This is a genomic window from Corallococcus exercitus (assembly GCF_042231735.1).
Lineage (GTDB): Bacteria > Myxococcota > Myxococcia > Myxococcales > Myxococcaceae > Corallococcus > Corallococcus exercitus_B.
On the sequence record NZ_CP102577.1, the window covers coordinates 2734780 to 2747036 of the forward strand.

Annotated in this window: 13 protein-coding genes; 6 read left to right on the top strand and 7 right to left on the bottom strand. The window is 70.1% G+C overall.

Annotation, left to right across the window (positions count from 1 at the left end; translation table 11 throughout):
• The first annotated feature begins 1 nt into the window (after position 1).
• From NR792_RS10245 to NR792_RS10260, 4 genes are read left to right on the top strand one after another with little or no spacing between them, the layout of a single operon-like run.
• Complete coding sequence (locus NR792_RS10245) at positions 2–943, top strand: ornithine cyclodeaminase family protein (protein ID WP_375759873.1); 942 nt, start codon at positions 2–4, stop codon at positions 941–943.
• A gap of 22 nt (positions 944–965) precedes the next feature.
• The gene (locus NR792_RS10250; RefSeq protein ID WP_375759874.1) at positions 966–1937 is read left to right on the top strand and encodes an isopenicillin N synthase family dioxygenase; all 972 of its coding nucleotides are present in this window, start codon (positions 966–968) and stop codon (positions 1935–1937) included.
• 10 nt (positions 1938–1947) lie between these two features.
• A complete protein-coding gene (locus NR792_RS10255; RefSeq protein ID WP_375759875.1) occupies positions 1948–3303 on the top strand; it encodes a hypothetical protein in 1356 nt (451 codons plus the stop codon).
• A 3-nt stretch (positions 3304–3306) separates the two neighbouring features.
• Entirely contained in the window at positions 3307–4488 is a 1182-nt protein-coding gene (locus NR792_RS10260; protein ID WP_375759876.1) for an ATP-grasp domain-containing protein, read from the top strand.
• A 71-nt stretch (positions 4489–4559) separates the two neighbouring features.
• Here NR792_RS10260 and NR792_RS10265 read toward each other — a convergent pair whose 3' ends face one another.
• The 4 genes from NR792_RS10265 to NR792_RS10280 all read right to left on the bottom strand — a co-directional run bounded on the left by NR792_RS10265 (position 4560) and on the right by NR792_RS10280 (position 6800).
• Positions 4560–5210, bottom strand: a complete 651-nt coding sequence (locus NR792_RS10265) for a PIN domain-containing protein (protein WP_375759877.1) — start codon at positions 5208–5210, stop codon at positions 4560–4562.
• Complete coding sequence (locus NR792_RS10270; protein WP_375759878.1) at positions 5207–5668, bottom strand: hypothetical protein; 462 nt, start codon at positions 5666–5668, stop codon at positions 5207–5209. The genes NR792_RS10265 and NR792_RS10270 overlap by 4 nt, the downstream gene beginning before the upstream one ends.
• A 140-nt stretch (positions 5669–5808) precedes the next feature.
• A complete protein-coding gene (gene tmk, locus NR792_RS10275; RefSeq protein ID WP_375759879.1) occupies positions 5809–6465 on the bottom strand; it encodes a dTMP kinase in 657 nt (218 codons plus the stop codon).
• On the bottom strand, positions 6462–6800 hold the full coding sequence (locus NR792_RS10280) for a hypothetical protein (RefSeq protein ID WP_375759880.1): 339 nt from the start codon (positions 6798–6800) through the stop codon (positions 6462–6464). Before NR792_RS10280 ends, tmk begins: the two co-directional genes overlap by 4 nt.
• A 213-nt stretch (positions 6801–7013) precedes the next feature.
• On the opposite strand from NR792_RS10280, the gene ribB reads away from it, so the two are divergent.
• Positions 7014–8141 (top strand): 3,4-dihydroxy-2-butanone-4-phosphate synthase, encoded by a 1128-nt coding sequence (gene ribB, locus NR792_RS10285; RefSeq protein ID WP_375759881.1) that lies wholly within the window; start codon positions 7014–7016, stop codon positions 8139–8141.
• 79 nt (positions 8142–8220) lie between these two features.
• Positions 8221–9591, top strand: a complete 1371-nt coding sequence (locus NR792_RS10290; RefSeq protein ID WP_375759882.1) for an MFS transporter — start codon at positions 8221–8223, stop codon at positions 9589–9591.
• Between the two features lie 9 nt (positions 9592–9600).
• On the opposite strand, the gene thrC is transcribed toward NR792_RS10290, so the two are convergent.
• The 3 genes from thrC to NR792_RS10305 all read right to left on the bottom strand — a co-directional run bounded on the left by thrC (position 9601) and on the right by NR792_RS10305 (position 12230).
• Positions 9601–10932, bottom strand: coding sequence for a threonine synthase (gene thrC, locus NR792_RS10295; RefSeq protein WP_375759883.1), 1332 nt, complete (start codon positions 10930–10932; stop codon positions 9601–9603).
• Entirely contained in the window at positions 10929–11495 is a 567-nt protein-coding gene (locus NR792_RS10300) for a hypothetical protein (protein WP_375759884.1), read from the bottom strand. The genes thrC and NR792_RS10300 overlap by 4 nt, the downstream gene beginning before the upstream one ends.
• A gap of 99 nt (positions 11496–11594) precedes the next feature.
• Positions 11595–12230 carry a protein-L-isoaspartate(D-aspartate) O-methyltransferase gene (locus NR792_RS10305; RefSeq protein WP_375759885.1) on the bottom strand — a complete coding sequence of 212 codons (636 nt, stop codon included), beginning with the start codon at positions 12228–12230 and terminating at the stop codon, positions 11595–11597.
• Between the last annotated feature and the right edge of the window lie 27 nt (positions 12231–12257).

Here is a 12257-nt window from a genome sequence, read left to right on the forward strand (position 1 = left end):
GATGGCTGCCTTCCTGCCCCACGACGTCGTCTCCGCGCACGGGAACCTGCCCCGGCTCGTGCGCGAGCTGGAGGCGGCGCTCACGGAGGGCCTGCATGAGCGGGTGCAGGTCCCGCTGCGCGTCGCGGTCCCCTCCTCCACCCGGCACGCCGCGTTCGTGTCGATGCCAGCCGTGTCGGAGCACCTGGGCCTCTACATCAACAAGGTCGCGACCCTCTTCGAGCGGGCCGCGACGGATCCGCTGCCCACCATGAACGGCGTGGTGGCGGCGTTCTCCACGCGCACGGGGGAGCTGCTCGCGCTGCTGGATGGCGCTGCGGTCACGGAGCTCAAATGCGCCGCCGTGTCCGCGCTGGTGACGGACCTCTGCGCGCGCACGGATGCCCGGACGCTGGCGGTGGCGGGGGCTGGTGCACAGGCCCGGCAGCAGGTGGCGGCGGTCCGCGCGGTCCGCCCCATCCAGGAGGTGCGGCTCTGGGCGCGCAACCCGGCCCGGCGTGGCGCGTTCGCGGCGGAGCTGCGCGCGTCGCTGGGCGAAGCGGTGCACGTCGTCGCCTGCGCCTCGCTGGACGAAGCCATCCGGGGCGCGGACGTGATTGGCACCGCCACGTCGTCGAAGACACCGCTGGGGAGCTTCGAGGGCCTCACCCCCAGCGTGCACATCAACTGCATGGGCGGACACACCGTGGAGGCGCGGGAGGTGCCGCTCGAACTGCTGCGCTCGTCGACGGTCATCGTCGAGGACCTGGCCACCGCGCTCGCGGAGGCCGGGCCAGTCCATGCCAGCGCCATCACCCTGGGGCAGCTCGTGCGGAGGGACAGCGGTCCCCTGCGCGCGGGCCGCACCGTCTTCAGCTCGACGGGCCATGCCTTCCTCGACGTCCTCACGGTCGCGCACGTGCTGCGCGAGCTCGAGGGACGGCACCGGCCCGGGAAGCCCTGAGCCATTGAACCTGGAGGAGCACATGATGAAGGAGTTGCCCCGAATCGATTTGACGTCCGCGACGCCAGGGTCCGAAGCCGAGCGCCGGGCGGCGTTCGAGATCGACCGGGCCTGCAAGCAGGTGGGCTTCTTCACCCTCAGCGGCCACGGCATCGCGCCGGCCATCTTCGAGGACGCCTATGCCCTGTCACGGGCGTTCTTCCACCAGCCCTTGGAGGTGAAGAACCGCTGCCGGTTGCAGTCCGGCTTCACCATGGCCGCGGACGACTACACGCCCTATGGCTACAGCGGCATGCTGGAGGAGAACGCCTTCGCGTACATGGGCCGCAAGGGGCTGCCCAGCGACTACGTGGAGAAGTTCAGCGTGGGCCGGCTCATCGAGGACGACGGCGCGAGCCTGCCCTTCAGCGCGGACGCGGAGGGCCAGCGGCTGCGCGCGGCGCTCAAGGCGTACTTCCGCGAGTGCGAGGCGCTGACGTCCCGGCTCACGGAGCTGTTCAGCATCGCGCTGGACCTGCCCCGGGACTTCTTCGCGAAGAAGACGTCCGCCTCCACCGACTCGCTCCGCTCCCTGCTCTACCCCCAGCTCAGCCCGGAGCTGGTCAACGACCAGGGCATGGGCGAGCACACGGACGGGACGCTGCTGACGATGCTGGCCCAGACGGGCCCCGGCATCCAGGTGAAGGAGCGCGGGGGCTCGTGGATCACCCCCACGCTGGAGCGGCGAGACCACCTCATCGTCAACATCGGCGACCTGATGGCCCGGTGGGCCAACGACGAATACGTCTCCACCCCGCACCGGGTCGTGCTGCACGGCGGTGAGCGCCAGTCCCTGGCGTTCTTCAAGCTCGCCAACGACGACGCGCTCATCGAGTGCTTCCCCAAGTTCTGCAAGGACACGCCCGCGAAGTACGAGCCCGTCGTCTACAAGGCCTTCTCCCTCCAGAAGATGAACGCGCTGTTCGGTGTCGGCGGCGACGCCGGACGCACCTAGAGGCCCACCCATGATTGGCGAATTCAACGAAGCGTTCCTCGCCGCCCTGGAAGAGGGGTGGACCCCCGCGCGTGACGCCACGGCGCAGGCGAGCACGATTGCCGCGATCCACGACCTGGACTCGCCCATGTACGAGAAGAGCCAGTTCGCGCACCCGCTCCTCTTCAGCCAGGCGGAGTTCGTGGAGCTGAGCCAGGCGTGCCGCGCCCTGCTCTCCGCGCAGCTGAAGCTGATCAACCACCTCATCGACACGCGCTCGCGGGAGGGCCTGCTCGACCTGCTGCGGATGCCCCGCCACCTCGCGCGCTTCATCCACTGGGACAACCTGCGCCACGGTGACGCGACGATTGGCCGCATGGACATCGTGCCCACGCGGCAGGGGTACTTCTTCTGCGAGTTCAACATCTTCCCCGGCGTGGGCGGCGGCGAGGCCTACGAGGGCTCCCGCGCGGCCACCGAGGCGCTGGGCTTTCCCAAGGCCGGGTTGATGGGCAGCCCGCTGCGGGACCTCGCCGTGCTGTACGCGGAGGAGTGCCGGAAGCGGGAGCTGCGCCGGGTGGTGATCCTCGACTCCCGGGGGCACTCGGGCCTGGGGTATCCGCGCCAGGAGTACCTGAAGCGCTACCTCGAAGCGCTGAACCCAGACGTGCAAGTCCACATCCTCGACGAGGTGAGCTATCCGGAGGCCTGGCTGAAGCGGGAGGAGGCGGAGCGCACGCTCATCCACCGCATGTTCACCTACGAGGAGGTCACGGACGGCTTCGCGTTCCTGGAGAAGCTCTGGGCGAGCGGCGCGGTGCTCACCAACGGCTTCGAACCGGAGCTGCGGATGAGCAAGCGGTTCCTCGCGCTGCTGTACGAGCCGGGCCACCATGCGCTGTTCAGCGACGAGGAGGTGGCCGCCATCCGGAAGTACCTTCCCCCCGCCTTCTCGCTGTCGGAGGAGAACCTGGCGGGCGCGCTGCGCGACAAGGCCGGGCTCGTCTTCAAGATCGACGACAGCAGCTCCTACGGCGGCAGCGGCGTGCTGATGGGGGCGGACTGGTCCGCGGGCGTGCTGGAGCAGAAGCTGCGCGAGCCGGGCGTCGAGCGGTGGATCTGCCAGCGCGTCGTGGAGGCGGAGACGGTCCGGCTGCGCGCGGGCGGTGACTCGGCCCCGGAGGAGTACCGGTTGGTGCTGGGCTTCTACTCCTACGGCGGCAGGACCAACGGCTTCCTGGTGCGCGGCAGCCGCACTTCCAAGGTGGTGAACATCACCAGTGGAGGCAAGCTGGGGTGGGCGTTCGTCGTTTCCGAGGAAGGACGCCAGGCCTTCATCCGTCACGCGCGGAGCCGCGTGGAGGACTTCACTTCAAGGAGCGCATGAACCATGGCTGCGAACCTCATCCTTCTGGGCGCACGGCAGTTCATCACGGAGCGGGCGTGGCAGCTGGGCCTGCGGCCGTTGATCATCCAGCAGCCGGGGCTGTCCGATGACGTCGTGAACCGGCAGTCCGACCGGGTCCTGCTCATGGCCTACGACGACCCGGCGCTCATCCCCATGCTGAAGGCCGCGCACGCCGTCACCCCGTTCGTGAGCGCCATCACCGTCGCGGAGGAGGCGCTCATCCCCTGCGCGCGCATCAACGAGGCGCTGGGGCTGCGGGGCACGCCCCTGGAGCTGGTGGAGAAGACGCGCGACAAGCCGGCCATGCGGCGGGTGCTCGACTCCGGCGGGTTCTCCCCCGTGCAGTGGGCCGCGGTGAAGACGCGGGAGGACGCCGTCGCGTTCGCGGAGCGTCAGGGCTACCCGTTCATCCTCAAGCCGGTGGATGGCGTGGGCAGCATCGACGTGCGGCTCGTCCGTAGCGCCGCGGACCTGGAGGGCGTGCTCAACGGCCGCGCGTCGTGGATCGCCGAGGAGTACCTGGACGGCCCCGAGTACTCCGTGGAGTGTTTCTCCTTCGCGGGGCGCCACGTCATCCTGGGCATCAACGAGGAGACGAAGAGCACGGACCCTCACGGCAGCGCGTTCCTGGAGATCGCCCACCAGGTCCCCGCGCCGATGAGCCCGGAGCGGGACCGCGAGGTGCGGGACTTCATCCGGAGCTTCCTGGACGTGCTGGGCATCCAGGACGGGCCTTCGCACACGGAGCTGAAGTACACGTCGCGCGGCCCCCGCATCGTGGAGACGCACACGCGGCTGGGCGGCGACCGGCTGTGGGACCTGGTCCGGCTGACCACCGGGCACGACCTGCTGGACATGACGCTCCAGTGGGCCATGGGGACGCTGAAGCCGCTGGAGGCGGATCCGGTGCCCCGGGGCGGCGCGGCCATCCAGTTCTTCACGCCGCCGCCCGGCAAGCTCAAGCGGCTCAACGGCGCGCACGCGCTGCGGCGCATTCCAGGCGTGGTGGAGATCTCGCTCCAGGTGGAGCTGGGCGCCACCGTCCGGCAGGCCCTGAAGTCGGAGGACCGCGCCGGCTTCGTGATTGCCTACGCGGACACCGTGCAGCAGGCGCAGGCCGTGTGCAGGGAGGTCAGCCAGCGGCTCGTGTTGGAGACCGCTTGAGGTGATGCGTTCTCCGGCGCGGTGGGTGTGAAACCCGCCGCGTCGGCCGCGGCGCTCAGCGCTTGTGAGCGCTACGCGACTCCAGGGATTGGCAATACCGACGGGCGAGGGAGCTTCACATTGTGCTGCGCGAGCTTCTCAACGGTTCTTTCGAACGAATCGCAGTACTCGGCCCCGAGAGAGCCCAACTCATCGTGTACCTGCGGGATGTCAAAGTCCTTGTGATTGCGACTGACAAACAGCTTGGGCCGAATCCGCTCTCGCTTCCGCGCATCCGCGACAACAGACGCATAGATGATGGCGTCAGACGACGAAAGGTCATAGTCGCGCCTGTAGTTCAACGCTTGCTCGAACATCTCGATCGTCAATTCAATCCGGCTCGCGGTTCGCAAGGACCGCATGACCACGGAGTCGAGTGCGTCTGATTCAGCCGTCTCCAACCCCAGAAGAACCGCGGGAGCTGTCTCGAAGGGCTGAATCGTGGCCTGGTGCTGCCTGGAACGGCGAAGCTGCCGGAACTGCTCCTCCAACTGGTTTCCAATCTTCTTTCGCTCCCGGCCGCGGTGGGCCAGCGTCCCGAACGGCTCACTGAGCGAGAACGCTGGAATCACCAACTCGAACAGTCGCTGCTCTGCCCCGGAAAGAATTGACTCCGCTGCGGCAGCCCCTTCTTGCCCCAATGCAAGCTCAAGGATGAAGTTCGACTCAATATAGACAATCAAGCGGGCGCCCCGAACGGGTCCAGCGCGACTTCGTGCATGACCTGGGCGCCGCGAATCGCGTCGAGGAATCCAAGCTTCTTCAGCTTCAATTCGGTTCCCGACCTCGAAGGCGCCGTTTTCAGGGCCAGCTCGGTCAACCACTGGACCAACAGCAGTTCCAATTGCGTTCCGTGAAGCCGAGCCCCCTGCCCTGCCGGCAGGTATCGCTCAACCACCTTGCCCATGGGGAACTCGGCATCAGGAAGCGCGTCCGCGCGGCTTGTGGTCGCGCCCTTCCAAATGAATCCACGCTCCTGGGTAAGCAGCAGGAAATAAGGAACTGTCGCAGGAAGCCCGTGCGCAAGCATCCGGCGGCGCAGTTCCATGGCGAGCGTAGGCGTCAACTTCATGGAGCCCTTGGCCTCGACCACGGCAATGACTTTTCCGTTCGGGCTTCGGAGCACGATGTCCGCATTCATGTCCACGACCTCCAGCAAGGCTCGCCCAGTAAATCAGTCATGGCACCATAGCTGACATCATCCAAGGGATGCCCTGGGATACCAGAAGGCGTTTACCCTGAGGAACAGATGGGCCAGGAAAGGCTGTGTCCCGCGAGGCGTCAGCGCTTGCGCGCGAGCAACTGCCGCACTTCCACCAGGCACGCTTCCGTCACGGCCTCGACGGACAGCTCACCGTCGATGTGCACGATGCGCTCGTGCTTCTCGCGCAGCTCGATGGCCTTGACGTACTGGGCCGCGATGCGGCGCTGGGCCTCGTCCGCCTCGAACAGCTCCTCGGGGCCTCCGCGCACGGCCCGGCGCTTCGCCGCGACCTTCGGGTCCACGCCCACGAACAACGTCAGGTCCGGCGACACGGCGTGCGCGTTCACCTCGTCCACCCACGCCATGGGCAGGCTTGCCCCCTGGTACGCCAGCGAGGACAGCACGTAGCGGTCGCACAGCACCACCTTGCCCTCCTCCAGCGCTGGCAGCACCCGCGCGTGCAGGTGGTCCGTCCGGTCCGCCGCGAACAGCAGCGCCAGCGTCTCCGGGGCCAGCGGCCCCCGGCCCTGCGGCAGGCCCAGGCGGCCCGTGAGCGCCTGGCGCAGCATCGTGCCCACCGGGCCATCCGAAGGCTCGCGCGTCGTCACCACCGCGTGCCCTTCCGCCCTCAGCACGGACGCCAGCCGCTCCGTCTGCGTGGTGGTGCCCGCGCCGTCCAGGCCTTCCAGCACGATGAAGCGCCCCGGAAGGGCGGCCTTGCTGGCGGTGCTCACCGGGGAAGGAGTGCGGCCGGGTTGTCCAGGTGCAGCTCGCGGCGCAGCGCCAGCAGCGCTTCATAGCGCTGGAGCTCGTCCACCAGCACCTTGCGGCCCTGGCGGTAGCTGCGGAAGCCGTACACCAGCAGCCCCAGCGCCAGGAGCGTGGCGCCCCAGGCCAACAGCGGGGTCCGCAAGGAGTCGTAGAACAGCTTCCCCGCCGCCCCTGAAATCAGCATGAAGGCGATGACGGAAACACCCGCGTGGGTGAAGTGGGTGGTGCTCTGCCGGGTCGCCAGGCTCTCCTGCAGCTGGTTGAACCGGGCCCGCTTGTCCTGGATGTCTGCGCTCACGGAGCCGAGCACCCTACATCACGCGCCCCAGGCCGTCGAGTCGCCGGCCGGGCCACGACACCTACACGGACGCCCGGTCACAGGTTCCCCTCATCCCAGCCATCGAACGGACGCACGCTCGCACCCCGGGCATCGCTTGCCACCCCACCCCCCTCGCGTTACATGCCGCGCACCATGCCCCTCCACGTCGTCAGCAGGGCGAGCACCCCCGACATGAGCCAAGACTCCGAGTTGAACACCATCGAGGAGGCCATCCGGGACATCCAGGCCGGCAAGTGCGTCATCGTCGCCGACGACGAGGACCGCGAGAACGAAGGCGACCTCATCATGGCCGCCGAGCTGGCCACCCCGGAGCAGCTGGCCTTCATGGTCCGCCACACCAGCGGCATCATCTGCCAGCCCATGCTCGCGGAGCGGCTGGACGCGCTGCGCCTGCCGCAGATGGTGGCGGAGAACACCGAGTCCCACCGCACCGCCTTCACCGTCTCCGTGGACTTCCGCCACGGCACCACCACCGGCGTCTCCGCCAGCGACCGCACGAAGACCATCCGTGCGCTCGCGGACCCGAACAGCACCGCGGACGACTTCCTGCGCCCCGGCCACATCTTCCCGCTGCGCTACCGCGAGGGCGGCGTGCTGCGCCGCGCGGGCCACACCGAAGCCGCCGTGGACCTGGCGCGGCTGGCCGGCCTGCAGCCCTCCGGCATCCTCTGCGAGCTGGTGAAGGACGACGGCACCATGCAGCGCATGCCGGACCTGAAGCAGTTCGCGCGCGAGCACAACCTCAAGCTCATCACCATCGCGGACCTCATCCAGTACCGCAGCCGCAAGGACCGGCTGGTGCGCCGCGAGTCCGGCCAGAGCGTCGTGCGCACCCGCCACGGCGAGTTCACCGCCCTCACCTATACCTGGACGCCCGACGGCGCGAAGTCCCTGGTCCTGGTGAAGGGCGACCCCTCGAAGGCCCAGCCCGCCCCGCTGGTGCGCCTGCACGGCGCCTGCGCCATGGGTGACGTGTTCGGGTCACCGGATTGCAAGTGCAACCTGCTGCTGGACCGCGCGCTGGAGACCGTGGCGCGCGAGGGCAATGGCGTCATCGTCTACCTGCCCGGCATGCACGGCAACGACTTCGGCATCCACCACAAGCGCGCGGGCGACGGCAGCAACGCGTCCTCCACCCGCGCGGCCAACGAGTCGCGCGACGTGGGCATGGGCTGCCAGATCCTCACCGACCTGGGCGTGAGCGCCATGCGCGTGATGTCCAACACGGACATGACCTACCGGGGCCTTTCTGGCTTCGGTCTCACCATCGAGTCGCGCCTGCCGCTCGTGGTGGAGTAGCAGGACCCGGGAGGTTCGCCGGACGTCCGGTGTCAGAGCGGAGTGGCAGGGTTCGTGGCCATTCCAGTTCGACCCGGGCATGCGAACCTCCCTCCCCCAGACACCGCGCGGCCGTGACAGTGGGCCTGGGCCCTTCTCCCGGTTCGTGCTGCTGTGGCTGGGGCAGACGGTGTCGGGCATGGGCTCGCACCTGAATGGCTTTGGCCTGAGCGTGTGGATGTATGAGCACACGCGGTCCACGTCGCTCTACTCGCTCATCGCCCTGGCCGCCTTCGCGCCGGGCGTGCTGGTGGCACCGCTGCTGGGCGGCGTGGTGGACCGGCACGACCTGCGCAAGGTGATGATGCTGGGGCATGCGGGCGGCGCCGTCTGCACCGTGCTCATCGCGCTGCTGCTCCTGCTGGATCGCCTGAGCGTGGGTGCCATCCTCGCGCTCGTCGCGGCCGGCGCCGCGTTCAACAGTGTCCAACGGCCCGCCTTCACCAAGGCCACGACGCTGATGGTGGGCCCGGAGCGGCTTCCGCGCGCCAACGGCCTCATGCAGCTGGGCCTGGCGCTGGGCTACATCGTCGCGCCGCTCCTGTCCGGCTCCCTGCTGCCCGTCATCGGCGTCACCGGTCTGCTGACCATCGACGTCATCGCGGCGGCCTTCTCGCTGGTGGTGCTCCAGGCCCTGCGCATGCCCGCCGCGCCACCGCAGGAGGCAGCGCCGGTGAAGGCGTCCCTGGGAGGCCGCGCGCTCCAGGACGCTGGGGTGGGCTGGCGCTTCATCCGCGAGCGGCCGGGCCTGCTGGGGCTCCAGGTCCTCCTCACGCTGATGAGCTTCAACCTGGGCATCCTCCAGGTGCTCGTCACGCCCCTGGTCATGTCCTTTTCCGACGTGCGCACGCTGGGCGCGGTGATGACCGCGGGCGGGGTGGGCATGCTCGCCGGCAGCCTGCTGCTGCTCGCCTGGGGCGGGGCTCGCCGCGTCTGGACCGTGCTGGGGTTCGTGTTGCTCCAGGGCCTGTGCATGGGGCTGGGCGCTTCACGCGCATCTGTGTGGGGGGTGGGCGCGGGCGCGTTCGGCGTCCTGTTCACCGTCCCCGTCATCATGAGCTGCAACCAGACCCTCTGGCAGCGCAAGGTCCCCACCGGGCTGCAGGGCCGCGTCTTCGCCGTGCATGCCGCGCTGTCCGGCGGCGCCATCCCCGTGGCCTACCTGCTCTCCGGGCCGCTCGCGGATCACGTCTTCGAGCCGATGATGGCCGTGGGCGGGCCGCTGGCCTCCACGCTGGGCCCGTGGGTGGGGGGCATGGGGCCGGGCCGGGGTATCGCCCTGTGCTTCCTGCTGCTCGGCGCCGCCACCGTGTTGCTCGTGGCGACGTGCACGCTGCTGCCAGGTGTCCGCCGCGTCGAACAGGCCCTGCCCGATGCGCCGCCGGATCCGCTTCCCGGCCTCACCTCCTGAGCTGCTGGCTCAGCCCAGGTCCTTCAGGGCGGCGCGCACGGCGGACAGGTCCGCGGGCAGCTCCACCGGCGGGTTCGCGTGCGCGGCCTTCACGTCCGTCAGCGTCTCGCGGTGGTAGCCCACCTTGAAGTCCGCGAACTTCAGCCCGTGCGCGGTGGCCACCACCGCGACGCTGGCGCCCTTCGCCATCACACCCGACGCGGCCAGCTTCTCCACCGCCGCCAGCGCGACGCCCGTCTGCGGACAGGCGAAGGTGCCCTCGCGGTCCGCCCGGGCCGCCGCGTTGGCCAGCTCCGACTCCGTCGCCTCCTCCACCACGCCGTCGAACGCGCGCAGCATCCGCACCGCGCGGCGGAAGGACACCGGGTTGCCAATCTGGATGGCGGACGCGAGCGTGGCGCCCGCCTGCATGGGCACCAGGTCCTGGAAGCCGCCCCGGAAGGCGCGCGCCAGGGGGTTGGCCCGCTGCGCCTGCGCCACCGCGATGCGCGGCCGGCGGGAGATGAGCCCCAGGTTGAGCAGCAGGTCCAGGCCGCGGCCCAGCGCGCTCGCGTTGCCCAGGTTGCCGCCCGGGATGACGATCCAATCCGGCGGCTCCCAGCCCAGGTCCTGGCACAGCTCGATGGCGATCATCTTCTGGCCCTCGATGCGCAGGGAGTTCATCGAGTTCGCCAGGTACAGCCCCGTGTCCGCCGTCACCGCCTGCACCAGCTTCATGCAGCCGTCGAAGTCCGTGTCCAGCGACAGCACGCGCGCCCCGTTGGCGATGGGCTGCACGAGCTGCGCGAGCGACACCTTGTTCTTCGGCAGGAACACCACCGCCGGGATGCCCGCCGCCGCGGCGTACGCGGACAGCGCCGCGGACGTGTCGCCCGTGGACGCGCACGCCACCGCGCGGATGGGCGTGCCCCGCGAGCGCAGGTGCTTCACCGCGGACACCAGGACGGTCATCCCCCAGTCCTTGAAGCTGCCCGTCGGGGAGACGCCGCACTCCTTCAGCATCAGCGAGCCCAGCCCCAGCTCCGCCGCCATGCGGGGCAGCGGCTTGAGCGGCACGCGCCCCTCGCCCAGCGAGACGATGTCCTCCACCGGCAGCTCGGGCAGGGCCCACTCGCGCTTGCCCCAGACGCCGGAGCCGTCCGGCAGCCGGGACGTGGCGAAGCGGGACTCGAAGCGGCGCTTCCACTCCGCGGCGGGCACGGCGCGCAGGGCGGCTTCGTCGTGGGCCACCTCCAGCAGCCCTTCGCAGCGCGGGCAGCGGTAGACGACCTCCCACAGCGAGGCGGTGAAGCCGCAGCCCTCGCTGCACGCGTAGCCCGCCTTCAGCGCCGGAGCCGTCACGCCTCCGCCTCCACCTTCGTGCCGCACGCCACGCACGCGCGGCCCGGCCAGGCCGGCACGTGGCAGGAGGGACAGGGCACGCGCTCACCCTCGTCCGCGCCCTTGCGCTTCGCGGTCGTCTGCGCCGCCACGCGGGCACGGGGCAGCCGCATGCCGCAGCCGTCACACAGCAGGCCTTCCGCCTGGACATTGCGGCAGTAGCGGCACGTCACCGCGCCCACGGGGGCGGCGGTGCGCACGCCGTCGTCCTGCGCGCGGCCCGTGTCCAGGTCCGTCATCTGCGCGACGGGCACCTCGCCCGTGACGCCCGAGCGGGTCAGCTCCAGGTCGGGCACGGACATGGCCGGCAGGTCCGGCCCCGAGCGCAGCCGCGTCAGGTCCAGCTCCGGCAGCACGGGCGCGTCCACGGGCACGCGGCCACCCGCGTGGTGCGTCAGCTCCAGCTCCGGCAGCGGGGCCACGACGGGGTCCGGGGTGTTCACGAGGCCAGGAAAGCGCTTGCCGCAGCCTTCGCACTCTTCGCCTTCCGACTGCACGTGGTCACAGACCGGACAGATGATCATGGACGGGACGTTACCGGTCCCCTCCCCTGACGGCAACGCGACCCGGGACGCAGGGAGTGGGCGTGCAGGCGTGCGTCCTTCCGCACCCGCCAGCTCCCCTCAAGGAGGAACCGAGGCCTGGCCCGTCATGGGGACGAAGCGCACCGGCAACAGGCGCTCGACCCGGGGCAGCAGCCCCGGCTGGCCCCGGCGGATGCGCAGCAGCTCCTGCGCCTCGTTCATGGCGCCCACGGGGATGACCATGCGCCCCCCGGGCCTCAGCTGCCGCAGCAGCTCGCGTGGAATCTCCTCCGGCGCGGCGGTGGCGATGATGGCGTCGAAGGGCGCGGCCTCGGGCCAGCCCAGGGAGCCGTCGCCCTCCCGGAAGAACACGTTGGTGAAGCCCAGCCGGTGCAGCAGGCGCCGGGCCGGCCGGGCCAGCTCGCGGACGATCTCCACCGTGAAGACCTCGCGGGCCATCAGCGCGAGCACCGCCGTCTGGTAGCCGGAGCCGGTGCCAATCTCGAGCACGCGCTCGCAGCCGCGCAGCCGCAGCGCCTCCGTCATCAGGGCGACCACGTAGGGCTGGCTGATGGTCTGTCCGTGGCCGATGGGCAGGGGCACGTCCTGGTAGGCCGCGTCCCGCTCACCGTCGGGCACGAAGTCCGCACGGCTCAGGTTCGCGATCGCCGCGAGCACCCGCCGGTCCCGGATGCCCTGCCGCGCCAGGTACTCCGCTCGGCCCCAGTCTCCCATCGTGTCCGTCCCCCCGTACGCCTCCGG

What these genes read in the sequence shown, in the direction of transcription:
- NR792_RS10305 (WP_375759885.1), bottom strand. Translation starts at nt 12,230, where the DNA reads ATGGGAGACTGGGGCCGAGCGGAGTACCTGGCGCGGCAGGGCATCCGG.
- NR792_RS10255 (WP_375759875.1), top strand. Translation starts at nt 1,948, where the DNA reads ATGATTGGCGAATTCAACGAAGCGTTCCTCGCCGCCCTGGAAGAGGGG.
- NR792_RS10290 (WP_375759882.1), top strand. Translation starts at nt 8,221, where the DNA reads ATGCGAACCTCCCTCCCCCAGACACCGCGCGGCCGTGACAGTGGGCCT.
- NR792_RS10260 (WP_375759876.1), top strand. Translation starts at nt 3,307, where the DNA reads ATGGCTGCGAACCTCATCCTTCTGGGCGCACGGCAGTTCATCACGGAG.
- NR792_RS10245 (WP_375759873.1), top strand. Translation starts at nt 2, where the DNA reads ATGGCTGCCTTCCTGCCCCACGACGTCGTCTCCGCGCACGGGAACCTG.
- NR792_RS10250 (WP_375759874.1), top strand. Translation starts at nt 966, where the DNA reads ATGATGAAGGAGTTGCCCCGAATCGATTTGACGTCCGCGACGCCAGGG.
- NR792_RS10270 (WP_375759878.1), bottom strand. Translation starts at nt 5,668, where the DNA reads ATGAATGCGGACATCGTGCTCCGAAGCCCGAACGGAAAAGTCATTGCC.
- NR792_RS10300 (WP_375759884.1), bottom strand. Translation starts at nt 11,495, where the DNA reads ATGATCATCTGTCCGGTCTGTGACCACGTGCAGTCGGAAGGCGAAGAG.
- ribB (WP_375759881.1), top strand. Translation starts at nt 7,014, where the DNA reads ATGAGCCAAGACTCCGAGTTGAACACCATCGAGGAGGCCATCCGGGAC.